The following is a 21,912-nucleotide window of genomic DNA, read 5'->3' as shown; positions in this document are numbered from 1 at the left end:
GGGAACCGATCCCGAACAATGGGCGTTGTGAAGCAACGTTCTTATATTCGGGGGTGTGCTTTGCTTGAAACTTTTCAGTACCTTAACTCTTTGCCTATCGTTCCTCACGCGTTTGCACTGGCTATTGCCTATATCCTGGCCTTCCCAATTGGCTGGGAGCGGGAAATTGAAGAACGCAGCGCTGGAATGCGAACCTTTCCTCTCGTTGCACTTGCAAGCTGTGGATTTATTCAAGGGGCTGAAGGTCCTATGGGCGATCATCCGGAAGCCATGGCACGGATCATCGAAGGATTGATTACCGGCGTGGGTTTCATTGGCGGCGGCGCTATTCTGCAGATGAAAGATTCAGTGCGGGGGACCGCTACGGCAGCCAGCATCTGGGCGACAGGCGCGATTGGGGTGGCCGTCGGGCTTGAAAGCTATGACGTTGCTTTCATTATTTCGCTCTTCACCTTTTTGACGCTGCGCCTGATGCTGCCACTCAAAAAGGAAACCAAGGGGAAATAGTGCTTTTACACAATCAGCGGGCGGTATTGCGGCTCTTCAAGGATTTCTCCCACTTCAGTGCCGATTCGACGATTGTATCGAGATTGTCCAGATCTGGAACCCAGCCCAAATCTTTTCGAGCCCTAGAACTGTCGGCGACAATCGAGGCAGCGTCACCGGGGCGGCGATCAGTCAGGCGCGCATCAATCGGCGCGCCATGGACGCGCTCAACGCTCTCGATAACTTCGCGAACGGAATAGCCGCGGCCATAGCCGCAATTGGCAACAAGATTGCTTGCTCCATTTCTGAGGCGTTCCAGCGCGAGGCGGTGGGCAACGACAAGATCACTCACATGAATATAATCACGCACGCAGGTGCCATCCGGCGTCGGAAAATCATGGCCGTAGATTTCCATATAGGGCCGTTTGCCCAGAGCTGTTTCGCAGGCAACCTTGATCAGATGCGTTGCGCCCCGCGTTGATTGCCCGGACCGGCCTTTGGGGTCCGCACCGGCAACGTTGAAGTAGCGCAAAGCCGTGTAGCGGAAATCATGTGCTGCAGCGGTATCGCGCAGCATCCATTCGGTCATGAGTTTGGAGACGCCATAGGGAGATTCAGGCTGGAGCCTTGTATCTTCCGTCACCGGCGCCATCCCGCCGTCGCCATAGACGGCGGCAGTTGATGAGAAAATGAAATTTTTCACATCAGACTTCACGACTGCTTCAATGAGCGAACGCGATTTGGATGTGTTGTTTTCATAATAAGTCAGCGGATCACGAACTGAATCCGGGACGACGACGGAACCGGCAAAATGGATCACGGCATCAACGTAGTTGCGTAAAATTGTTTCACGCACAAGCTGTTGATCAGCGATATCACCCACGATCAGCTTGGCTTCTGCTGGCACGGCCCATTCGAATCCCGTTGAAAGCCGGTCGATGACAACAACAGATTCACCGGAATCCAGCAATTCCCAGACCATATGGCTGCCGATATAGCCCGCACCGCCGGTCACGAGTACTGTCATGCACTTTCCCCCGAAACATCAAGTTCGCTGTTCACTGGCCATCTTGCCGCATTTTGGCAGGTGTGCAAAGCTCTGAACAGACATCATAAGTCCGACATACGCAGTGCAAATCAGGCTGCCGGTTCTAAAACATGAAGGCAAGGCAAAGGCAAGAATGGTTCCCCCAATTAACCTCCTCCCCGAATTCACAAAAGATCGCATCAATCTAGCCTCAGCGGGGCTGGGCGCACAGGCGGTTTTTGCCACGGATGAGTTTTTTGCACCTTTGGAACGATTACTCCATGATGCGCCAGCCATATTCTATCCGGACAAATATGACGACCATGGAAAATGGATGGATGGATGGGAGTCCCGGCGCCGGCGCGGCCCCGGCCATGATTTTGCGGTTGTAAAACTCGCCGCCCCCGGAATCATCCATGGCTTCGATGTTGATACAAGCCATTTCACCGGCAATTATCCGCCTGCTTGTGCCATTGAGGGTTGCCGCGTCGAGGGCAACCCAACGGAGACAACCCAGTGGATGGAGTTGTTACCACAAAGCCCGCTTGGAGCTTCCAGCAGCCATTTCTTTGCCCACACAAGCCACGAGGTCTGGACCCATGTGCGGCTGCATATTTATCCCGATGGCGGCGTTGCACGGCTGCGTGTTTATGGCGAACCATGGCGTGACTGGTCCGCGGTTGCCAAGGGCGAAGAGATCGATCTGGCATCAGCGCTGAATGGGGGGCGTGTACTCGCCTATTCCGATGCGCATTATGGTGCTTTGCACAGATTGCTGTCGCCCGGGCGCGGCATCAATATGGGCGATGGCTGGGAAACCCGGCGGCGGCGCGAACCCGGCAATGACTGGCTGATTGTTCAGCTTGGCCATACCGGCACTATAAGCCGCATCGTTGTCGATACTGCCCACTACAAAGGCAACTATCCTGATCGCTGCTCGGTACACGGTGCCAATCTTGGCCGGATAGCAGGCGGTCTTTCGCAGTCTGTTGTCACCTCTTCCATGTTTTGGCCGGAGATTTTACCGGAAAAGAAGCTCTCGATGGACGCCGTCCATGACTTTGCGATGGCTGACTTATTGCCAGCGGGACCGGTAAGCCATGTTCGCCTGAATATTTTTCCAGATGGCGGTGTCAGCCGGCTGCGAATTTTCGGAACTATTTGAAAACATGGGCGTCCTTGCACCTAGGGTGCCCTGTCATTTGCCAAGCGTGGCAAATTGCCCACCTACTCATCATGGATTTTAACCGGCAAAAACGCTAGTAAGTCCATGATACAGGAGCAGTTCATGGACTATCGTCGGTTTTTCGAAGACGCGATCGACCAATTGCACGCTGAAAAGCGTTATCGGGTCTTTGCTAATCTGGAACGGATCGTGGGGAAATTTCCCCGCGCGCTTTGGCGTACGGCGGATTCCACACGTGAAATCACCGTCTGGTGCTCAAATGATTATCTCGGCATGGGTCAGCATCCTGCTGTTATCGCGGCGATGCACGATGCGTCGAGCCGTATGGGTTCCGGCGCCGGTGGTACACGCAACATTTCAGGCAACAACCATCCGCTTGTCGAGCTGGAAAGCGAGCTTGCAGACCTGCACAACAAGGAAGCCGGTCTGGTTTTCACTTCCGGTTTCGTTTCAAATGAAGCTTCTATTTCGACCATTGGGCGCCTTCTGCCGAACTGCCTGATTCTTTCGGACGAGCTGAACCATGCTTCAATGATTGAAGGTGTGCGCCGCTCCGGGGCGGAGAAGAAAATCTTCCGGCATAATGACGTCGCTCATCTTGAGGAACTGCTCAAAGCAGCAGGAAAGGAACGTGCCAAGCTGATCGTGTTCGAATCCGTCTATTCGATGGATGGCGATATTGCACCGATCGCGGCGATTGCCGATCTGGCCGAAAAGTACAATGCGATGACCTATATTGATGAGGTCCACGCGGTTGGCATGTACGGGAATCGCGGCGGCGGCATCACCGACCAGGAAGGCCTCGCGGACCGGATTGATATCATTGAAGGAACATTGGCTAAGGCCTTTGGTACACTTGGCGGCTATATCACCGGTTCCAAGACCGTGATTGATGCTGTCAGGTCCTATGCTCCGGGTTTCATCTTCACGACCGCCCTTCCGCCTGTTATTGCCGCTGCAGCGACGGCGTCGATCCGGCATCTCAAAGTTTCGCAGGAAGAGCGCCGGTTGCATCAGCGCCAGTCGCAGCTTGCCAAGGATGTCTTGGCTTTAGCCAATCTGCCCGTTATGGAATCGCAGACACATATCGTGCCGGTTCACGTCGGCGATCCGGAACTGTGTAAGATGGCAAGTGACCGCCTTCTTGAAGTTCATGGCATCTATATCCAGCCGATCAATTACCCGACCGTTCCACGCGGCACCGAGCGCCTGCGCATAACACCAACGCCATTCCATTCCGATGAGCTCGTTGTTGAGCTGAAAGAAGCGTTGGTAGAAGTCTGGACGGCTCTTGGCATTCCATTCGCCAAAGACAATTTACCGGTTATCGAAACAAATACGCGGGTTGTCACACTTGCTGTATCGAAAGCTGGCGGCTGATTTAGCCACTTTATAAAAGCGTTTTCAGAACCGGCATTTCTCCGAAATGCCGGTTTTATTTTGATCCGTTGCCTGTGTTGAGCCAACGGGCCAGAAAAGGGACGGCAAGCGCGATCATCAGAAAACGCGCCACATGGTGCGAAGCAACATAAGACGGATCAACGCCCAGTGAAAACGCGATAACCGTCAAGGCTTCCAGCGCGCCGGGAGCAAAAGCCAGTGCGATCTGTGCGGGATGGATATTGAGCGTGTACCAGACCGCCAGAGCCGCAAGGAACGAAGCCGCTGTACCGATGAGGAACGCGCAAAGTGCAGCAGGCAGATAACGTACGAGCTTTGTTCGATGTTCAGCCCCCACACGTGATCCAATCAACACCCCAAGAATAATCAGACCGAGATCGGCGATGGAGCGCGGCACAGCCGCTGTCACAATCGACGCTCCGTGCAGGGCAGCGCTTGCCATCAAAGCACCAAGCATCATACCCCCCGGAACCCGCGTCAAATGACCCAGCACCGCGCCGAGAAGCCCGCAGACAGCCAGAACAACCGCTTCGGTGACTGTCCAGCTGTAATTCATCTCCACCACCACATGCGGGGCATTGCGGGCGATGATCGCGAGCAACGGCGCAAGAAATCCGATCAACAGAAGCAGCCGGATACACTGGACGACCGTGATCTTGACCATGTTCGCCGATGTTCCCATCGCAGCAACCAGAACAAATGAAAGCGCACCGGGCAGCGATGAAAACAGGGCAGTTGGACCGTCCCACCCGAAACCCTTGCGCAACATCAGGTAAGTCAGGCCCGTCACCAGAACGAGGGCAACAAACAGCATGAGAAAACTGAAAGGCCAGAGCACCATCTGATTGATTGTATCAGGCGAGACTCCCGAGCCGGCCTGGATGCCTAGCATGAAAAATACGAAAACACGCAACCAATCCGGCAGATGAATCCGTACGCCTGCAAGCGATGCAGCCGTCACGGCGAGAGTCGATCCCAGCAAAAACGGAATAGGCAGGCCAACAAAGCCGGCGCTAAAGGCACCTGCCGAAGCAATCAGAAGCGAGATGATCGTGGCTTGGGTATTATTCAGGTGTATGCGATTCAACGTTTCCGGATCCAGTCAGCAAGGCGGTCAGCTGCCTCCTCGATCTGATCGATACGCCTGGCGAAACACAGGCGCAGGAAGGCTTCGCCACCATCGCCAAAAGCCGTTCCCGGCGCAAGGCCAACCTTGGCTTCATCGACGATATCAAAGGCGGCACGATAGGAATCCGTGATCCCTTCAATACCAAACAGCACGTAAAATGCCCCGGCAGGCGGTGACAGCCGCACCTTGCCCGTAGCAGCAAGCTTGGCACAGAGGATATCCCGCGCTTTATGGGCACGCTCGACCTGCATACGGATAAACTCGTCACCCTGATTGAGCGCGGCGACAGCACCGCGCTGCATGAACTGCGCAACACCCGACGTGGAATATTGAATAAGGTTTTCGACGGTTTTCCCGAGCGAAGGATGCACGGTCATCCAACCAACGCGCCAGCCGGTCATGGCCCAGTTTTTCGAAAAACTGTTCACGAAAATGATGCGGTCATCCGGGTCCATAATATCGAAGAATGATGGTGCCCGGCGCGCGCCGTAATAGAAATGCGTATAGATCTCGTCTGCAACGATCCAAAGACCATGCTGGCGCGCAATGGCCAGAATTTCCTTCAGAGTCTCGATATCAGCGGTCCAGCCGGAAGGGTTCGAGGGCGTGTTGATAAACAGCACTTTGGTCTTCGACGTGATTGCATCGCGAATTTTCTGCGGATCAAGCGTCCAGCCATTACCGGTAAAATCCTGTATGACCGGCACGGGCGTCGCACCGGCGATGCCGGCTGCCGCGGCAAAATTCGGCCATGCCGGTGACAGGTAGACAACTTCATCTCCCGTTCCCGCCGTCGCTTGAATTGCAAGCTGGATCGATTGCATTCCAGACCCGGTTACATAAAAATGGTCAACCGGCAAATCTACATTGAAGTGGCGCTTGTGATAATCGGCAAGCGCTTGGCGCAACTCCGGAATACCCGCCTGCCAAGTATAAAACGTCTCACCGTTGGCGAGCCCGCCACTGGCAGCATCGCGAATGAAATCGGGGGTCGGCAGATCACCTTCACCAGCCCAGAGCGGAATCACTCCCTCCTGACGCCTGCCATGGTTCATCACGGCAACAATACCACTCTCCGGTGCCACCGCCGCTTCGTGACGCAAATGTTCGATCAAACCCATCCGATTTCTCCGCTTTTGTTAGGGCAGACCTAACGCAACAAAGCTCAATAATCACGTGTATATTTGTGATGTTCCCATCAGCGCAAATGATGGTCTCCTGACGCATTGCTGACAATTGTAAAAACAAAAACCCCGGCGCCAGGCCGGGGTTTCGAAACAGATAAGCGAACTCTCAGCGCTTGGCCAAAAGATCGCGAATATCGGTCAACAGCGCTTCTTCCTTGGTTGGAGCAGCTGGAGCTTCAGGAGCAGCAGCTTCCTTCTTCTTCAGTCTGTTCATAGCCTTTACAACCATGAAGAGGACCCATGCGATAATCAGGAAGTTGATGAGCAGGGTAATGAAGTTACCGTAAGCCAATGTAGCGCCGGCTGCACGTGCAGCTGCCAGCGTTGCGGCTGGCGCTCCCGCCAGCTGGATATACATGTTGGAAAAGTCGATGCCACCGGTAACCAAACCGATAATTGGCATGAGAAGATCAGCTACAATCGAGTCAACCAGTTTGCCAAAGGCAGCACCGATGATCACACCTATGGCGAGATCAACCATGTTGCCCTTCAAGGCAAATTCTTTGAATTCCTTCAGCATGATATACCACTCTCCAATATTCTGTGTTAATTCGAAATTGTCAGTCCCCGGTGGTGCACATTGCAACACTGATTGACAGTAACAGATGTTCCCAAATTATTAACAAAAAGTTTTATCGTCGAAGCAACCTGACCCTCGAACCCCAAACGGTTTTTCGTGATACCGGTTTGAAATCAGTATATTTTAAATGAACGCGCCTCGCGAATTGACAGAGGGGGAGGTCCATGACGGGCTTGGCAGGAACGCTCGTTACTTTTGTATACTTCCTGACACAATATATGCGGATCAGAACCGTTGATCGGCGAAACGAAACTCAAAACGCTGCTGACCGGCCCTTCGTCTATGCATTGAGTGTTGCATCAAGCGGCAGCAGTTGGCTGTTTTTTGGTGCTTTGGGTTATGCTGCGCAAAATGGTGTTGAGTTTGTGGGCTTGTTTATCGGCATTGTCCTCGCCTTTACAATTGGCTTCCCATTCCTGCAGAAAGTCGTCAATCTGGCGAAATCGGAAGGCATTACATCCATCGCCGATTTGATTGGCGCCCGTTACGGCAAAAGCTTTTCAGTCACAGCTCTGGTGACATTCATCGCGACAATAGGGCTTATTCCCTATTTGTCCCTCCAATTTATAGCTATCCATTATCTGTATGATGCCGTCTGGGGAACGTATGCCCCTCATACGCATGGAGAGGTCCACCAATCCGAGTGGTTGCTCCTGTCGCTGCTGTGCTTTCTGTCTTTCTTTGCTATTTTGAATACTGGAAAATCCATTCGGGCCGTCGACCGCTATGAAGGCGTTGTGCACGCGTTGGCATGGGCATCCGGATTTAAGTTCCTCGTTTTTCTCTTTATCGGAATCGCTGCCATAGCTTTTTTGTTCGGCACGCCCACCGAAATATTAGACCGGTTGATAATAAGTCAGGCACAGATTCCAGCCATTCACCTCACTCCTTCGATTGGCAATATAATCGCACTTATTCTCATCGGGGCAGCTTCTGTCTTGCTTCTGCCAAGCCAGTTTTACCTCACCGTCGTTGAAAACCGCAGCGAACGCGAGTTACGGATGGCCCGCTGGCTCATCCCCGTTTGCTTGTTCATCACCGGATTGTTTGTACTGCCTTTGGCGGCAATAGGATCTTTGGTGTTTCACGGCCTGGGCCAAGCATCCCCTGATCTCTATTTTCTTTCGCTGCCCCTTTTTGCCAATCAGAACTGGTTGAGCGCGATTGCGTTTACGGGAGGTATCTCCGCAGCATCGTCAATGCTGGTTTTGCCGGCAATTGTCCTGTCCATCATGATATCGAACGATCTGGTTTTACCGGTGCTGTTGAGATGGTCCGCGCGCAAAGGGCGGGATGCCGTTTCGGATTTTACACATATCATTCCGAAAGTGCGGCGACTTGTCATTATAGGCATCATGCTGACCGCCTATTTGTATCATTTCACGATTTTTGGCAAAGTCGACTTTTCAGAACTGGCACTCATTTCCGCTGTTGGCATGATGCAACTGGTTCCACCGTTTGTGGGCGGAATCATCTGGCGACATGCCACCGCCCGGGGCGCAGCCTGGGGCATGATTGCCGGATTTATTGTCTGGACTTATACAATGATCCTGCCCGCCTGGTTTGACCATGCAGCTTCATTTATTCAGAATGGCCCAATCGGAATAGCATTTTTACGGCCACACGCTCTGTTCGGGCTTGAAGCAAGTCAGTACGCGAACGGTCTGGCATGGAGCCTTTTCGCCAATCTTTTGTTCTTCCTGATCGGCTCATTCTCCAAAAATGCAACACCGCTGGAACGTATCCAAGCATCCGTATTCATGGCCGAGAACAGCACATCGCCTGTATCCATCAAGAACCTGCAATCAAGCGTTACTATCGGCCAGCTCAAGCAGACCATATCCAAATATATTGGTTCCGAGCAGGCCCATCTGGCGTTCAAGGCATTTCAGGAACAGGAAAGGAGTGTGCTGGATGAAGAAGACCCGGCAGACTTCAAAACCGTTCATTTTTCCGAACAGTTGCTGTCAGGCATTGTTGGTTCTCCCTCAGCACGGATGATCCTGTCACTTGCCATGGGGCCGACGAGCGTATCGCAGCGGCAAGCGCAAATTTTGCTTGACCATGCCACGGGTGCTTTGGCGCAAAACCGGTACCTGCTGCAAACGGCGCTGGACCAGATGGACCAAGGGATCGGCGTTTTTGATCAGCAATACCAGCTCATGTGCTGGAACAGACAATTCCAGCTCATTCTGCATCTTCCTGAACGATTGCAACGCATGGGCACGCCGTTCAGCAGCATCATTTCCTATCTGTTTGCGCGCGGCGACATGACCGATATGAACGAACAGCCTCTTCCCGATGAGTTGGGCAGGTTTGCTGCTCAATGGCGCATCAAACTTAAAAACACGGACCAGACGATCGAAATTCGTTCCAACGCCATGCCCGACGGCGGATTGGTTACAACTTTTACCGATATAACCAGTGCTGTTGAAACAGACACTGTCTTGCGCCAAACCAACGAATATCTGGAATTGCGGGTGCGCGAGCGTACTGCAGAACTGACGCTTGCAAACCAGCAGTTGGGGCAAGCACAACGCCGCGCTGAAGAAGCCAATATCAGCAAGACCCGTTTTTTGACCGACGCGGGCCACGATATTCTGCAGCCGTTGAACGCTGCACGGCTCTACTCATCAGCCTTGAACGAAAGGCTGCGGAAATCACGCGAGAAGGAGCTGGTGGGTAATCTCGATTCATCGCTTGAGGCGGTCGAGTCCATTTTCAACGCGCTTCTCGACATTTCAAGACTCGATGCCGGTGCGCTCAAACCCGTCATTTCAGTTTTCAAAATTGATACAATCCTGCAGCAGATCGTTCGGGACTTTCAACCTGCAGCGCAAGAGAAGGGTCTGGAACTCAAACTTGTTAAGAGTTCAGCCATTGTCGCGACGGATAGCAATCTTTTGCGTCGCCTGCTCCAAAACCTGGTCTCGAATGCCATCAAATATTGCAAGTCAGGCAAGATTCTTGTCGGTGCAAGGCGTCGCAATGGCCAGATCGAGCTTCAGGTCATTGATACGGGTATTGGCATTCCAAAATCAAAATTGAATATCATCTTTCGTGAATTCTCCCGACTCTCAGAAGGTATGAAAGAATCCGATGGCTTGGGGCTCGGTCTTTCCATCGTCGAGCGCATCGCCAAGGTTCTTGATCTGCCCATTCATGTTTCTTCCGTTATTGGAAAAGGCACCGTCTTCTCACTCAAAATGCCCATCTCGAAGACATCCACATTGACCGTCAATGAAGAGCATCCCGCCACGGAGCGCTATGGCCGTTTGGACGGGCTGGTCGTTCTTTGCGTCGATGATGACGAACGCTCACTGACCGGTATGAAAGAGTTACTGGAGACGTGGAAATGCGTGGCCCATGGCGTCAGCAGTGGTGCAGCTTTAAAAGAATATTGTACAAAACAGGCCGCGAGTCCGGGGGTTATTCTCGCTGACTACAACCTTAAGGATGAGAATGGTCTTGATCTCGTGCGCTTTGCACGTGGTCACTTTGACTGCCACATCCAAGCAGCACTCGTTACCGCAGAGCGTTCGGAGCAATTGCGAGACCGCGCTGCTGCCGAAGATGTTTCCATCATCAACAAACCAGTGCGGCCAGCTATTTTGAGAGCCCTTCTCTCACATTTCCAGCAAACGTCGAACAGCGATTAAACCAACCTACTGCAACTCAGCAACAGCAGTCGCTGGCTGACTTTCGCTCTGGAAACGCGACAAACGGATAACGGCCTGGGTTCGGCTTTCTACTCCCAGTTTGAATAGAACAGCCGACACATGCGCTTTGATCGTTGCTTCCGAAACATTCAGTTCGTGTGCAATTTGTTTGTTCAGCATGCCATCGGCCATCATACCCAGAACCCGGCCCTGCTGGGGTGTCAGTCTGCGCATGCGATTAATAAGTTCAATAAGTTCCTGGTCAAGTTCACCATCGTCCCTCCCATCGAGAGGTGACCATATTTCGCCTCTCAAAATGGAATTGATGGCGTGGCCGATCTGTTCGGGGCTGGAGGATTTCGGAATGAACCCCGAAGCACCAAGCGCCAAAGCGGTGCGAATGGTAATCGCGTCTTCGGTGGCAGAAACAATTGCAATCGGCACGGTTGGCTGCAACGCGCGCAATGTAATAAGACCCGTCAGACCGCTCACACCACTGAGTGCAAGATCAAGTAAAACAAGATCAATATCGGCATCGTCAAGAATCAGTTTTTTGGCGGTTTCCAAATCACCAATTTCAATAATTTCTGCATCACTCGTCTGTGAGGATAGCGCCAATTTAAGCGCTCCTCTAAAAAGCGGGTGATCATCTACAATAATGAATTTAAATCTCATCCGTTATAGTCCTTGTTGCTGAAATTGCAGCAGACGTAATCTAATCGTTTTAATAATAGCGACTAAATCCTATTTCTCTGATATATCAAGAGAAATCTAATGCCAAAAAAGGATTTAAACTCCTGCTGATCATTTGGTAATAGCCATTAGACTAATGAATTGCCTTGGCAAAACCGCATTCCAAACTGATCATACGCTCATTTCGGATAATCTTTGAAAGAAAGATGCATGATAATCAACACTCTTTATCCTGATATTCAGCCCTATTCCGAGCAAATGCTCCAAGTCTCTGATTTGCACAGCATTCATGTTGAAGAGTGCGGCAATCCGAACGGGAAGCCCGTCATTATGATCCACGGCGGACCGGGAGGCGGCATCAATCCGACCATGCGACGTTTGCACGATCCGGAACTGTACCGGATCATACTCTTCGACCAGCGCGGTTGCGGGAAATCGACACCTTATGCAGAGTTGCGTGAGAACACGACTTGGGATCTCGTCGCTGATATGGAGCGTATCCGCAATCATTTCGGCGTCGACAAATGGCAAGTTTTCGGTGGCTCCTGGGGTTCAACCCTGGCGCTGGCCTATGCCCAAACCCACCCTGCCCACGTGAGCGAGCTTATCCTGCGCGGTATCTTCATGATCCGGCGTTTTGAGATCGACTGGTTTTATTCAAATGGCGCAAGCATCATCTATCCTGACCGGTTCGAGGCTTATCAGGAGCATATTCCGGAAGCCGAACGCGGCGATATGATTGCTGCATACTACAAACGCCTTACGGATGAAGATCCAGCAGTGCGTCTGGCGGCAGCAAAATTATGGGCGCGCTGGGAAGGGTCTGCGCTTTCGCTTCTGCCTGATCCGGCACGCGAGGAAGCATTTTCCGGAGATCATTTCGCCATCGCGTTTGCGCGTATTGAATGTCATTATTTCCAGAACAAGGGCTTCTTCGATACGGATGATCACCTGCTCCGCAACGCCCATCTGATCCGGGACATCCCGGGTGTTCTCGTTCATGGCCGTTATGATATGTGCACACCGCTATTGAATGCCTGGCATCTGAAAAAGGTCTGGCCGGAAGCAGATTTGCGCATTGTGGAAGATGCAGGTCACTCGGTCACTGAGCCCGGTATTGTTCATGAACTGATCGCCGCGACCAAGAAATACTCTGTCTGATCTGAATATTCAGCAGCCAGTCTCTGCAAAGGGACTGGCTGAATTATTTCAAGCTGCCAGATGTTTACGCCGTGATTTGACCACCCAGAGATGGCCGAACGGATCAGTCAGCACGCCGACACGATCGCCGCTGTCGAGTTCTTCAATGGCATTGCGTACATACCCGCCTTCAGACACGGCATGATGCATCACGCGATCGACATCATCCACATGGATATCAAGCATGACCGGCGTTGCGCCGATAGCATGAATGGAACGCGGACCGCCCAAAGACGCATCGGCATCACGCTTCGGGTTCGCGCCAACGATCATGATCACCGACGCCCCCATGCGCATTTCCGCGGCAATCAACTCACCTTTGTGCAGGTAAGGACGCCCGACCACGCTTCCGCCAAACACGTTTTCATAAAAATCCATGGCTTTTTGCTGGTCGCCATGACGCACAAAAAGCCTGATGGAAATCTCACCGATCAATCGTGGCCCCTCGTTCATCCCGTCTCTCCAACGTCCAATAATTGAACGACCAAAGTCGTATAATTACGTGAACAAATCAAGAACAAAATGACTCTGGTCCATCACAATTTGCTGTTTACCGTGGATAAAGGGCGTTTGTTTGAAGGGGAAATTATCGCCCCGTCACGTCTTTTGCGGTGTTTGAGTATCAGACTTCGAGCCTTTGTTTTCATCGTCAAATTCCTTGGCGATGCCCATGAAACGCCGCATGAATTTCTCCATGTAGCTCAAGCCTTTTTCGAACTCTTCGTCGGATGGAAGCGCGTCACGAACCACCGGTGGAAGTTTGCCGATCCCAGCCACTGTATCCTCAAGCTTGGCGACCCGTGACTTCAGGTCTGCCACATCATCCTCATAGGCCTTACGTTCTTCCGTTGCCAGTTTGCAGATGAGCTGACCTGACTTCTCCTGACAGATAGACATTTCGCCGGTCTTGTTGTTCATGCGGACATAGCCATTCTCGGTCTTTTCAAGCGAGTAGCTCACCGTCTCTTCAGCAGCAGCGCCATGTGCAGCGATCATGGACAAGAACGGGATAGACGCAACCGCGATAAGCAGGGTTCGTGTTCGTGACATAACTGACCTCCGAAATACAGGACTTCAACCTTGGTGGAATAATACGCCGAAAATAGGAATGGCGGTCGAGATTTCTGTTACAGACGCCACTCTACTCTTTGCGCATGGCGGTTTTGCGTCTAGTAAAACCTCATGGCCCAGTTGATTTACAAGATTGCACCGCGCTCACTTTGGCAAACTGCCGAAGCCACCGGTATTTTTGATGGCGCACCGATTGATCACGCCGATGGATACATTCACTTTTCCACTGCAACGCAGGCGGTTGAGACTGCGGCAAAGCATTTTGCCGGTCAGGATGATCTGCTGTTGATTGCCGTTGAAACAGACAAGCTTGGTGAAGCGCTCAAATATGAAGTTTCACGCGGCGGTGATCTCTTTCCGCATCTTTATGCCTCACTGCCGGTAGGTGCCGTGCTTTGGGTCAAGTCTTTGCCGCTTGGCGCGGATGGCAAACATCAATTTCCAGAGATGGATGCATGAGCCAGCTGTTTCAGGCTCTGGGGCGCAAGGTCCTCTTTTCGTTCGATCCGGAAGATGCCCACGGCATATCCATCAAAGCTCTCAAAACCGGACTGGTGCCCGGATGTGCACCGCAGAATGATCCAGCCCTCCGGGTCAAAGTTGCCGGGTTGCAGTTTCCCAATCCATTGGGGATGGCCGCAGGCTATGACAAAAATGCCGAAGTTCCCGACGCTCTGTTGAAATTGGGCTTCGGCTTTGCCGAGATCGGCACACTGACGCCGCTCGCACAATCCGGCAATCCCAAGCCGCGCATTTTCCGGCTTTTGGAAGATAATGCCGTGATCAACCGGCTTGGCTTCAACAATGAAGGACATGAGGCGGCATTCCGGCGCCTTTCGTCCCGCAAGACACAGCCGGGTATCGTCGGCGTAAATATCGGTGCGAACAAGGATTCCACGGATCGCGTCGCAGATTATGTGGCGGGTATTCGCACATTCCATACGCTTGCCAGCTATTTCACAGTCAACATCTCCTCCCCCAACACGCCGGGCCTGCGTGATCTGCAGGCGCGTGACAGCCTGAAGGAATTGCTCGGCAAAGTGCTCGACGCGCGCGATGAAGTTGCCGCCCAGTCGGGCACAAGGCGACCGGTGTTCCTGAAAATCGCGCCCGATCTTCCAGAAGCCAGTCTTGATGATATTGCCACCGAAGTTGCGCTGCATTCGCTGGACGGTTTGATCATTTCTAACACCACTCTCTCCCGCACCGGCCTGCGAAGCTCCAAAAATGCCGCTGAAACAGGCGGTCTGTCTGGTGTTCCGCTGTTTGAGCGCTCAACGATTGTGCTGGCCAAGGTGCGTCAGCGGATTGGCTCGGATCTTCCTATCATTGGTGTTGGCGGCATCGATAGCGCCGCCACAGCAATTGCCAAAATCCGTGCAGGCGCCGATCTCGTTCAGCTCTACACCAGCATGATTTATCGTGGCCCAGGCCTTGCTGCTGAAATCCTTCGAGATATGTCAGCAATGTTGAAGCGTGAAAATATTGGCAGCGTTGCTGAATTGCGCGACCGCGATGTTTCAATCTGGGCAGCGAAAAATATTCCGGCCTGATTTCAGAGCGTAATTTTGACACCAAGAGATTTGATGTTCCTTCAGCCAGCGATGGTCACGGACATTCCTCACACAAATTCAAGCCAGTGGAAACGAATCGATGACAAGCAAAAGACGGATTGCAGTGCTGTTTGGCGGACGCTCTGCCGAGCATGATGTTTCGCTGCTATCTGCCAGTAACGTTGTCAAAGCCATCGACACGCAGAAATATGAAATTGTTCCGATTGGGATTACCCGTTCAGGGCAATGGCTGCTTGTTGAGTTGGAAGATGGAAATCTGCCCAAGGCTGTCCCCGACCAAGGATCGGAAGTCAGCCTGCTGCCGGGCGGCAAAGGACGGCTGCTTGTTCTTCCAGAACATGGCGCGGCGTATGAGTTGCCACCTGTCGATGTGGTTTTCCCCGTTCTTCATGGTCTTTTTGGTGAAGATGGATCGGTGCAGGGACTGGCCGAAGTCGCCAATGTTGCCTTTGTCGGCTGCGGTATTTTGGGGTCGGCGATAGCCATGGACAAGGAAGTCGCCAAGCGGCTCCTCAAAGAGGCCGGTTTGCCTGTGGCGCGCGGCATAACAATCCAGTTGGGCGAAACAGCAGCCTTCGACGATGTTGCACGCGAACTTGGCAGCCCGGTCTTCGTCAAACCGGTCCGGCAAGGCTCATCGGTCGGCGTTGGCAAGGCGGCGACAAAGGAAGCCTTTGATGCGGCCGTCAGCGAAGCTTTCAAGCATGACCGAAGAGTCATTGTCGAAGAATTCGTTCAGGCGCGGGAGATTGAATTCGCCGTGCTGGAGCACAATGACAGCGCGTTGACTGTCTCGGTTCCTGGAGAAATTGCACCTGCCGCAAGCCACGGATTTTACACATACGAAGCCAAATATATCGATGCCGACGGTGCAGCGCTCTCCATTCCGGCCAATCTTCCGGAAACGCTTGTGCAAGACCTCCAAATCATGGCGCGCAAAGCCTTCCGTGCCTTGGGGTGCGAAGGTATGGCACGCGTCGATTTCTTCTTGCGGCCGGATATGAGCGCCGTCATCAATGAGGTCAACACCATACCGGGCTTTACCAATATCAGCATGTATCCCAAAGCGTTGGGCGCCAGCGGCATATCCTACCCGGAGCTGGTGGATCGGTTGATAGATCACGCCCTTGCCCGTGCAGGCCATCAGACAGCCTGAATAGCATTGATCAGCTAGCGAACTGCAGCCGCGCCCGCCGCGGCAAGATTGCCAGCAGCGACAGGCCACGCAATCCGAGGAAGAGATGGAGCGCCAGCCAGAGGCCATGATTACCCATGAAATGCGGCAGGGTATAGTAAGCTATGAAATAGCCGGCCAGCGAAAGGATCATCATGTTGCGCATGTCCCGTGACCATGTGGCGCCAATGAAGACGCCGTCCATATGGAAGGCCAACAACCCGGCAACAGGTGCTAGAGCGGCCCATGGCATATAAAGTGCAGCCATGGCCTGAACGTCGGCGGACTTGATCAGTAGTGCAACGATGGCGTTGCCATAGGTCAGGAAGAACAATGCCATCAGCGATGCCAGCACCAACCCCCACAGGAACGACAGCTTGATGCCTCGATCAAAGGCCGGCCGATAGTGCGCACCAACAGCGCGTCCGGAAATCTGTTCGGCTGCCGTGGTCACGCCATCGATCAGATAGCCCGAGATCAGCAGGAAATTCATCAACACGGCATTGGTTGCCAGGGTAACCGCACCGGCTTCAGTGCCAGCGCGGGTGAAATATGCATAGGCGATCAGCAGGAAGAAGGACCGCAACATGATATCGCGGTTGACCGCAAACATGCGGCGAATGGCGTGCATATCCAGAATGCGGGCGCGTGATGGATTTGGCACGGCGCGAAACTGCCAATAGACCATGAACAGCCCGACAATCAGCGCAACACTTTCGCCAACGAGCGTTCCCCAGGCGATACCTGCCACCCCCCAACCCAGAACGAGGCCGAGCCAATAGGTCATGACAACGTTAACGCCGTTCAAAAGAAACTGGAGGTAAAGGCCCTGCATGGCTTTACCCTGCCCAAGCAACAGACCGAGCACCACGAAATTGCCCAAGGCCATGGGCGACGACAGAAGCCGGATCGACACATAGGTCGACGTCGCATCGGCAACTGCCTGATCCGGGTTCATGAAACGCACTGTTGCGGTCAAAATCAGCGGCGTCGCCGCGATGAAAACAAAGCCTGCAACCACCGCAATGCCAATGGCCCGCCAGAACACCGCCTGCTGCTCGACATTATCATGCCGCCCCATTGCCTGAGCCACCAGACCCGTAGTCCCGGCGCGCAGAAAATTCATGGTGGAGAACAGAAAATCAAACACCAGCGCACCGATGGCAAGACCGCCGAGCAGATGCGGATCACCGACCTGACCGATGACCGCCGTGTCGACAAGCCCGAGCAGCGGTGTTGTCAGGGAGGCGAGCATAACCGGAATCGTGATCGACAGCATCAGGCGGTTGGTCACCTCGAACGGGCGAACAACCTTGGATCCATCAGGACTGGAGACTTGCGTTGACATTGAAAGCACCGGAGAAGTGGCTTGTTGCCACCGATGCTCTATGCCACCCGCTGATGCGCTTTGCCAGTGGTTTCAGAAACTATGCTGACAGTGGTGCAAAGTCGCACCTAACTTGCCAGAACAAGAGCCCAATAGCGTTGGCTGCTGCCGCTGGCAGCTTCCGAATAAGCAAGGCCGAACCGCGTGAATCGCTGATCAAGCATATTGCGGCGATGCGGCGGCGATGCCATCCACATGGCAAACAGCTTATCCAGTCCCATACGGCCAACAGCGATATTTTCCGCAGCCGCTCCATGGATTTCATTGTCCTTGACCCGCGTGGCAAAGTCGCGGCCCCAGCCTGTCGTATGCGACATGCGACATGCGGCCAGCGCCTGCCATATATCCGGCCTGCTGTAAGGCAGCACTTTCAAGAAGCGGGTCGGACGTCAAACCACCAAGCCCGTTGGAAGAACGTATATTCTGCACGAGTGACGCAGCCGATGCAGACGCGCCCTCCCCCTTGCCGGGCGCACGTGTCACCGTCTGACACGCTGCAAGCGGGAGCAATGTGGTGACTGCGGCAAAGCCGATAAAGTGACGGCGGGATAACAAAAACTTCTGTTCGGACATTGGTTATTCCTGAATGAGACGCACTGCCGATATCCAGCAATTGTGGCTCATTCAGGCCAAAGATGGAGTTTTGTACTCAGCGCCGGTAACTCAGCAAGCGCAAAATGATGAAACAGGGAACAACGATCACGGCACCGAGCAGGAAATAACCGGCGAAGCGTTCGACCGCGCCGAAGCCGAGATACCAGATACGATGGAAAAAATTCTCGATGCCGTAGAGAATATCAAGGGGTGACCAGTTGAAGGCACTCATGACCACGCCGACGAACAGCGACACAAGGATAAGCTTGAGCAAAACACGACCTGGCGTGTCTCCCAGAAAGCGGTTCATCTTGTCAGACATGGATACTCCGATATTGGTGACGTCTGTTGACGGCTGTGCCCCTCACATATGGTGATATGCGATCCTGTTCAAGCAAATGGATGATTTCGGAACTTTCCGTTTGCCGCCAAAACGGAGCATCAGACACCGGCGGCATTGAAAAGATTGATGGAGCGGGTGAAGGGAATCGAACCCTCGTATGCAGCTTGGGAAGCTGCCGTTCTACCATTGAACTACACCCGCATAATCAAAAGACCGGCCTTGCCGGGTAATTGAAATCAAAAGCAGCCGAAGATGATAGTCAACCGGTTTTGTTCGATGCCCGAAAAACGGTCTGTATATCAGTCCCGGTGCAGGTGCCTCACGATCGAGACAACACCAACTGCAATCCAGCCAAGCACAGCAATCAACAACAAAGGAGCCGCTGGAATCATCAGCCAGCCCATAACGCCCATCGTATAGAGCAGATCGCCAATATCCAGACCGGCCATCAGACAAGGATGGACACTCCCCTCATCCACTGAACACCCCAACGCCGTGGCAAGCATATAAGTGGTTAGCACAGAGAAAAGCGGCAGGAGAGCGATGATCGTCAAGATAGCCAGGACGATCATTGCCACGCGCCGTTTTGATTGAAAGTCCTGAGACATTACGGGCATCCGCGTCTGTTGGTTTGCATTGAGGCCAAATCCTGGCGCATATCAATGTTGGCCAAGCCCGGGTCTGTCAATCTCCCATCATTTGCTAGCGGAAATGCTTGGAGAGCTTCAGTCCCTGCGCCTGATAATTTGAGCCGAGGTCAGTACCATAAAGCGCCTTTGGCCGCTCGAGCATATGCTCGTAGATCAGCCTGCCGACGATCTGGCCGTGTTCGAGAATGAAGGGTACTTCATGGCTGCGCACTTCAAGCACGGCACGGCTGCCTGTTCCGCCAGCTGCCGTATGCCCGAAACCGGGATCAAAGAATCCGGCATAGTGAACACGGAACTCTCCGACCAGCGGATCAAACGGTGTCATCTCAGCGGCGTAGAGCGGCGGTACGTGTACTGCCTCGCGCGAGACGAGAATGTAGAATTCGTCCGGATCCAGCACCAGTTCCCGAGCCCCGCGGTCGTGGATCGGTTCCCAGAAGTCGAACAGGTCATGGGCGCCACGCTTGTCGACATCCACAACGCCGGTGTGATGCTTGCCGCGATAGCCAACAAGGCCGTTTTTATCGCCGGTCAGATCAATGGACAGCGCAATGCCGCCACCAGAAATATTTGGCGTGTCTGAAGCAACAAGTGTTTCGCCCGCATGCAGTGCTGTGAGCTCAACCTCGTCCAGTTGTGCCCGGCCAGTGCGAAAGCGAATTTGCGACAGGCGTGAGCCCGTGCGTGCTACAATCGGGAATGTGCGGGGGCTGACCTCAAGATAGATCGGGCCATTATATCCGGCTGGAACCTTGTCGAATTCCTGCGCCCCATCAACAATGACCCGCGTGAAAATATCCAGCCGGCCTGTCGAGCTTTTCGGGTTTGCGGATGCCGAAACGCCGGCCGGCAGCGCCAGACTTTCCAGCAACGGCACGATGTAGACACAGCCAGTTTCCAGCACGGCACCCTGACTGAGATCGATCTCGTGCAGCTTTAACTTTTCCAGTTTATCGATGACAGGTGTTCCCGGACCGGGCATGAAGCTGGCGCGAACACGGTATGCTTTCGTGCCAAGCCGCAGGTCGAGACTGGCAGGCTGAATTTGGTCCACGTCAAAATCGCGTTCCGTTTTCAGCGCACCTGCCTGATGCAATGCCCTGATACCACTATCCGCCAGAATACCCGCTGCAAGTATGCTCATATCAACCGCCGAAACCTTACAAAATTTCACAAAAGCTTTAGCGTCTCACCCGATTGACGCAAGCCGCCAAGAGGATTAAAGCACTTTTATCCCGTGGTGATTTGGCCGGCCGGCTTGCAGCCACGTAAAATAATTTGCTAAAAGAGGCCCGGTCTCGTCCGGCCTTTTTGCGATTCCCGCAAGGCCGGTTTTTTATTGGCCAGATTTCTGGCAGATTGAGAAGACGATGACGACGACCCGTAAGCTGCGCCCCGCGACACAACTTGTACATGCCGGAACCATGCGCTCCGGTTTCGGTGAAACATCGGAAGCTTTGTTCCTAACGCAAGGCTTCGTTTATGACAGCGCTGAAGCCGCCGAAGCCCGTTTCAAAGGCGAGGAACCCGGCTTTATCTATTCGCGCTATGCCAACCCGACCACCGATATGTTCGAAAAACGCATGTGTGCCCTTGAAGGCGCAGAAGATGCCCGAGCAACGGCTTCCGGCATGGCAGCAGTCGCTGCCTCGATCCTGTGTCAGGTCAAAGCTGGAGACCACGTGCTGGCAGCGCGTGCGCTGTTCGGCTCCTGCCGCTACATCATTGAAACGCTTCTGCCGAAATATGGCGTTGATTTCACCCTGATCGACGGATCCAAGACTGAAAATTGGGAAAAGGCCATTCGGCCGAATACCAAGGCACTGTTTCTGGAAAGCCCGACCAACCCTACCCTTGAGATTGTCGATATCGCCGCTGTGGCCAAGATTGCCAATTCCGTTGGCGCCAAGTTGATCGTTGACAATGTCTTTGCGACGCCGCTGTTCCAGAAGCCGCTGGAGCTCGGTGCACATATCGTCGTCTATTCCGCAACAAAGCACATTGAAGGTCAGGGCCGCTGCCTCGGCGGCGTCATCCTTTCGGACAAGAAGTGGATCGATGAAAACCTCCACGAATATTTCCGGCATACGGGTCCGGGCCTCAGCCCCTTCAATTCGTGGATCATGCTGAAAGGCCTTGAAACTCTACCTGTGCGCGTCCGCCAGCAAACAGAAAGCTCGGCGAAAATTGCTGACTTCCTTGCTGATCACCCGGCGATCGCCAAAGTTATCTATCCCGGCCGTGCCGATCACCCGCAAGCCGACATCATCGCCAAACAAATGACGGGCGGCTCGACACTCGTTGCGTTTGAACTGAAGGGCGGTAAGAAGGCAGCCTTCGACTTTGAAAATGCGCTCGAAATCGTACGTATTTCCAACAATCTCGGCGATTCAAAGAGCCTGATCACGCACCCGGCAACAACAACGCATAAGAACCTTACGGATGAAGCCCGCGCCGAGCTTGGCATATCAGACGGATTGCTGCGCTTGTCCGTCGGACTTGAAGATGCAGAGGATTTGATTGAAGATTTTGACACCGCACTTAAGGCAGCTAAATAATGGTTTACCAGGA

21 protein-coding genes, 1 tRNA gene and 1 riboswitch are annotated in these 21,912 nt (G+C 53.4%); of the genes, 9 read left to right on the top strand and 13 right to left on the bottom strand.

Annotated features, from left to right (window positions below):
* Nucleotides 1–18: 18 nt before the first annotated feature.
* On the top strand, nucleotides 19–507 hold the full coding sequence (locus HB779_RS08175; RefSeq protein ID WP_188345232.1) for an MgtC/SapB family protein: 489 nt from the start codon (nucleotides 19–21) through the stop codon (nucleotides 505–507).
* 13 nt (nucleotides 508–520) lie between these two features.
* On the opposite strand, the gene galE is transcribed toward HB779_RS08175, so the two are convergent.
* Nucleotides 521–1,513, bottom strand: a complete 993-nt coding sequence (gene galE / locus HB779_RS08170; protein WP_188345231.1) for a UDP-glucose 4-epimerase GalE — start codon at nucleotides 1,511–1,513, stop codon at nucleotides 521–523.
* Between the two features lie 154 nt (nucleotides 1,514–1,667).
* On the opposite strand from galE, the gene alc reads away from it, so the two are divergent.
* Both alc and hemA read left to right on the top strand, forming a co-directional pair.
* Complete coding sequence (gene alc, locus HB779_RS08165; protein ID WP_188345230.1) at nucleotides 1,668–2,678, top strand: allantoicase; 1,011 nt, start codon at nucleotides 1,668–1,670, stop codon at nucleotides 2,676–2,678.
* 123 nt (nucleotides 2,679–2,801) lie between these two features.
* Nucleotides 2,802–4,079, top strand: coding sequence for a 5-aminolevulinate synthase (hemA, locus tag HB779_RS08160; protein WP_188345229.1), 1,278 nt, complete (start codon nucleotides 2,802–2,804; stop codon nucleotides 4,077–4,079).
* Between the two features lie 55 nt (nucleotides 4,080–4,134).
* On the opposite strand, the gene HB779_RS08155 is transcribed toward hemA, so the two are convergent.
* The 3 genes from HB779_RS08155 to mscL form a co-directional block, all read right to left on the bottom strand.
* Nucleotides 4,135–5,187 carry an AbrB family transcriptional regulator gene (locus HB779_RS08155; protein ID WP_188345228.1) on the bottom strand — a complete coding sequence of 351 codons (1,053 nt, stop codon included), beginning with the start codon at nucleotides 5,185–5,187 and terminating at the stop codon, nucleotides 4,135–4,137.
* Nucleotides 5,184–6,350 carry a pyridoxal phosphate-dependent aminotransferase gene (locus tag HB779_RS08150; protein WP_188345227.1) on the bottom strand — a complete coding sequence of 389 codons (1,167 nt, stop codon included), beginning with the start codon at nucleotides 6,348–6,350 and terminating at the stop codon, nucleotides 5,184–5,186. Before HB779_RS08150 ends, HB779_RS08155 begins: the two co-directional genes overlap by 4 nt.
* A 172-nt stretch (nucleotides 6,351–6,522) precedes the next feature.
* Nucleotides 6,523–6,936, bottom strand: coding sequence for a large conductance mechanosensitive channel protein MscL (gene mscL, locus HB779_RS08145; RefSeq protein WP_188345226.1), 414 nt, complete (start codon nucleotides 6,934–6,936; stop codon nucleotides 6,523–6,525).
* A gap of 224 nt (nucleotides 6,937–7,160) precedes the next feature.
* Here mscL and HB779_RS08140 point away from each other — a divergent pair, with 224 nt between their 5' ends.
* Nucleotides 7,161–10,655 (top strand): PAS-domain containing protein, encoded by a 3,495-nt coding sequence (locus HB779_RS08140; protein WP_188345225.1) that lies wholly within the window; start codon nucleotides 7,161–7,163, stop codon nucleotides 10,653–10,655.
* A 6-nt stretch (nucleotides 10,656–10,661) separates the two neighbouring features.
* On the opposite strand, the gene HB779_RS08135 is transcribed toward HB779_RS08140, so the two are convergent.
* Complete coding sequence (locus HB779_RS08135) at nucleotides 10,662–11,330, bottom strand: response regulator transcription factor (protein WP_188345224.1); 669 nt, start codon at nucleotides 11,328–11,330, stop codon at nucleotides 10,662–10,664.
* A gap of 228 nt (nucleotides 11,331–11,558) precedes the next feature.
* Here HB779_RS08135 and pip point away from each other — a divergent pair, with 228 nt between their 5' ends.
* Nucleotides 11,559–12,509 (top strand): prolyl aminopeptidase, encoded by a 951-nt coding sequence (gene pip, locus HB779_RS08130; protein WP_188345223.1) that lies wholly within the window; start codon nucleotides 11,559–11,561, stop codon nucleotides 12,507–12,509.
* 48 nt (nucleotides 12,510–12,557) lie between these two features.
* Here pip and HB779_RS08125 read toward each other — a convergent pair whose 3' ends face one another.
* Nucleotides 12,558–13,001 carry a VOC family protein gene (locus tag HB779_RS08125; RefSeq protein ID WP_188345222.1) on the bottom strand — a complete coding sequence of 148 codons (444 nt, stop codon included), beginning with the start codon at nucleotides 12,999–13,001 and terminating at the stop codon, nucleotides 12,558–12,560.
* Between the two features lie 144 nt (nucleotides 13,002–13,145).
* Complete coding sequence (locus tag HB779_RS08120; RefSeq protein ID WP_188345221.1) at nucleotides 13,146–13,598, bottom strand: hypothetical protein; 453 nt, start codon at nucleotides 13,596–13,598, stop codon at nucleotides 13,146–13,148.
* Between the two features lie 132 nt (nucleotides 13,599–13,730).
* Between HB779_RS08120 and HB779_RS08115 the strand changes: the two genes are divergently transcribed.
* The 3 genes from HB779_RS08115 (at nucleotide 13,731) to HB779_RS08105 (ending at nucleotide 16,349) form a co-directional block, all read left to right on the top strand.
* Nucleotides 13,731–14,078 carry a DUF952 domain-containing protein gene (locus HB779_RS08115; protein ID WP_188345220.1) on the top strand — a complete coding sequence of 116 codons (348 nt, stop codon included), beginning with the start codon at nucleotides 13,731–13,733 and terminating at the stop codon, nucleotides 14,076–14,078.
* Nucleotides 14,075–15,172 (top strand): quinone-dependent dihydroorotate dehydrogenase, encoded by a 1,098-nt coding sequence (locus HB779_RS08110; RefSeq protein WP_188345219.1) that lies wholly within the window; start codon nucleotides 14,075–14,077, stop codon nucleotides 15,170–15,172. The genes HB779_RS08115 and HB779_RS08110 overlap by 4 nt, the downstream gene beginning before the upstream one ends.
* Before the next feature lie 100 nt (nucleotides 15,173–15,272).
* Nucleotides 15,273–16,349 carry a D-alanine--D-alanine ligase family protein gene (locus HB779_RS08105; RefSeq protein WP_188345218.1) on the top strand — a complete coding sequence of 359 codons (1,077 nt, stop codon included), beginning with the start codon at nucleotides 15,273–15,275 and terminating at the stop codon, nucleotides 16,347–16,349.
* Nucleotides 16,350–16,359: 10 nt separating this feature from the next.
* Here HB779_RS08105 and HB779_RS08100 read toward each other — a convergent pair whose 3' ends face one another.
* The 6 genes from HB779_RS08100 to HB779_RS08075 all read right to left on the bottom strand — a co-directional run bounded on the left by HB779_RS08100 (nucleotide 16,360) and on the right by HB779_RS08075 (nucleotide 20,485).
* Nucleotides 16,360–17,715 carry an MATE family efflux transporter gene (locus HB779_RS08100; protein WP_188345217.1) on the bottom strand — a complete coding sequence of 452 codons (1,356 nt, stop codon included), beginning with the start codon at nucleotides 17,713–17,715 and terminating at the stop codon, nucleotides 16,360–16,362.
* A gap of 107 nt (nucleotides 17,716–17,822) precedes the next feature.
* Nucleotides 17,823–18,071 carry a CAP domain-containing protein gene (locus HB779_RS25385; protein WP_244642487.1) on the bottom strand — a complete coding sequence of 83 codons (249 nt, stop codon included), beginning with the start codon at nucleotides 18,069–18,071 and terminating at the stop codon, nucleotides 17,823–17,825.
* 332 nt (nucleotides 18,072–18,403) lie between these two features.
* Complete coding sequence (locus HB779_RS08090) at nucleotides 18,404–18,670, bottom strand: DUF6460 domain-containing protein (protein WP_188345216.1); 267 nt, start codon at nucleotides 18,668–18,670, stop codon at nucleotides 18,404–18,406.
* Between the two features lie 148 nt (nucleotides 18,671–18,818).
* Nucleotides 18,819–18,892 (bottom strand) — tRNA-Gly (locus tag HB779_RS08085).
* Between the two features lie 98 nt (nucleotides 18,893–18,990).
* The gene (locus HB779_RS08080; protein ID WP_188345215.1) at nucleotides 18,991–19,299 is read right to left on the bottom strand and encodes a hypothetical protein; all 309 of its coding nucleotides are present in this window, start codon (nucleotides 19,297–19,299) and stop codon (nucleotides 18,991–18,993) included.
* Nucleotides 19,300–19,393: 94 nt separating this feature from the next.
* Complete coding sequence (locus HB779_RS08075; protein ID WP_188345214.1) at nucleotides 19,394–20,485, bottom strand: 2'-deoxycytidine 5'-triphosphate deaminase; 1,092 nt, start codon at nucleotides 20,483–20,485, stop codon at nucleotides 19,394–19,396.
* 83 nt (nucleotides 20,486–20,568) lie between these two features.
* Nucleotides 20,569–20,648, top strand: a riboswitch (SAM riboswitch).
* Nucleotides 20,649–20,711: 63 nt separating this feature from the next.
* Here HB779_RS08075 and HB779_RS08070 point away from each other — a divergent pair.
* Nucleotides 20,712–21,899 carry an O-succinylhomoserine sulfhydrylase gene (locus HB779_RS08070; protein WP_188345213.1) on the top strand — a complete coding sequence of 396 codons (1,188 nt, stop codon included), beginning with the start codon at nucleotides 20,712–20,714 and terminating at the stop codon, nucleotides 21,897–21,899.
* Nucleotides 21,900–21,912: the final 13 nt, after the last annotated feature.

The organism is Phyllobacterium sp. 628, from assembly GCF_014189505.1.
GTDB lineage: Bacteria > Pseudomonadota > Alphaproteobacteria > Rhizobiales > Rhizobiaceae > Phyllobacterium.
The sequence above is the reverse complement of the archived record's forward strand: the minus strand, read 5'-3'. Positions and strand labels throughout refer to the sequence as shown.

What these genes read in the sequence shown, in the direction of transcription:
- HB779_RS08075 (WP_188345214.1), bottom strand. Translation starts at nt 20,485, where the DNA reads ATGAGCATACTTGCAGCGGGTATTCTGGCGGATAGTGGTATCAGGGCA.
- HB779_RS25385 (WP_244642487.1), bottom strand. Translation starts at nt 18,071, where the DNA reads ATGTCGCATACGACAGGCTGGGGCCGCGACTTTGCCACGCGGGTCAAG.
- HB779_RS08105 (WP_188345218.1), top strand. Translation starts at nt 15,273, where the DNA reads ATGACAAGCAAAAGACGGATTGCAGTGCTGTTTGGCGGACGCTCTGCC.
- HB779_RS08115 (WP_188345220.1), top strand. Translation starts at nt 13,731, where the DNA reads ATGGCCCAGTTGATTTACAAGATTGCACCGCGCTCACTTTGGCAAACT.
- HB779_RS08135 (WP_188345224.1), bottom strand. Translation starts at nt 11,330, where the DNA reads ATGAGATTTAAATTCATTATTGTAGATGATCACCCGCTTTTTAGAGGA.
- HB779_RS08080 (WP_188345215.1), bottom strand. Translation starts at nt 19,299, where the DNA reads ATGTCTCAGGACTTTCAATCAAAACGGCGCGTGGCAATGATCGTCCTG.
- galE (WP_188345231.1), bottom strand. Translation starts at nt 1,513, where the DNA reads ATGACAGTACTCGTGACCGGCGGTGCGGGCTATATCGGCAGCCATATG.
- HB779_RS08110 (WP_188345219.1), top strand. Translation starts at nt 14,075, where the DNA reads ATGAGCCAGCTGTTTCAGGCTCTGGGGCGCAAGGTCCTCTTTTCGTTC.
- HB779_RS08125 (WP_188345222.1), bottom strand. Translation starts at nt 13,001, where the DNA reads ATGAACGAGGGGCCACGATTGATCGGTGAGATTTCCATCAGGCTTTTT.
- HB779_RS08120 (WP_188345221.1), bottom strand. Translation starts at nt 13,598, where the DNA reads ATGTCACGAACACGAACCCTGCTTATCGCGGTTGCGTCTATCCCGTTC.
- hemA (WP_188345229.1), top strand. Translation starts at nt 2,802, where the DNA reads ATGGACTATCGTCGGTTTTTCGAAGACGCGATCGACCAATTGCACGCT.
- HB779_RS08100 (WP_188345217.1), bottom strand. Translation starts at nt 17,715, where the DNA reads ATGTCAACGCAAGTCTCCAGTCCTGATGGATCCAAGGTTGTTCGCCCG.
- pip (WP_188345223.1), top strand. Translation starts at nt 11,559, where the DNA reads ATGATAATCAACACTCTTTATCCTGATATTCAGCCCTATTCCGAGCAA.
- HB779_RS08150 (WP_188345227.1), bottom strand. Translation starts at nt 6,350, where the DNA reads ATGGGTTTGATCGAACATTTGCGTCACGAAGCGGCGGTGGCACCGGAG.
- alc (WP_188345230.1), top strand. Translation starts at nt 1,668, where the DNA reads ATGGTTCCCCCAATTAACCTCCTCCCCGAATTCACAAAAGATCGCATC.
- HB779_RS08140 (WP_188345225.1), top strand. Translation starts at nt 7,161, where the DNA reads ATGACGGGCTTGGCAGGAACGCTCGTTACTTTTGTATACTTCCTGACA.
- mscL (WP_188345226.1), bottom strand. Translation starts at nt 6,936, where the DNA reads ATGCTGAAGGAATTCAAAGAATTTGCCTTGAAGGGCAACATGGTTGAT.
- HB779_RS08175 (WP_188345232.1), top strand. Translation starts at nt 19, where the DNA reads ATGGGCGTTGTGAAGCAACGTTCTTATATTCGGGGGTGTGCTTTGCTT.
- HB779_RS08090 (WP_188345216.1), bottom strand. Translation starts at nt 18,670, where the DNA reads ATGTCTGACAAGATGAACCGCTTTCTGGGAGACACGCCAGGTCGTGTT.
- HB779_RS08070 (WP_188345213.1), top strand. Translation starts at nt 20,712, where the DNA reads ATGACGACGACCCGTAAGCTGCGCCCCGCGACACAACTTGTACATGCC.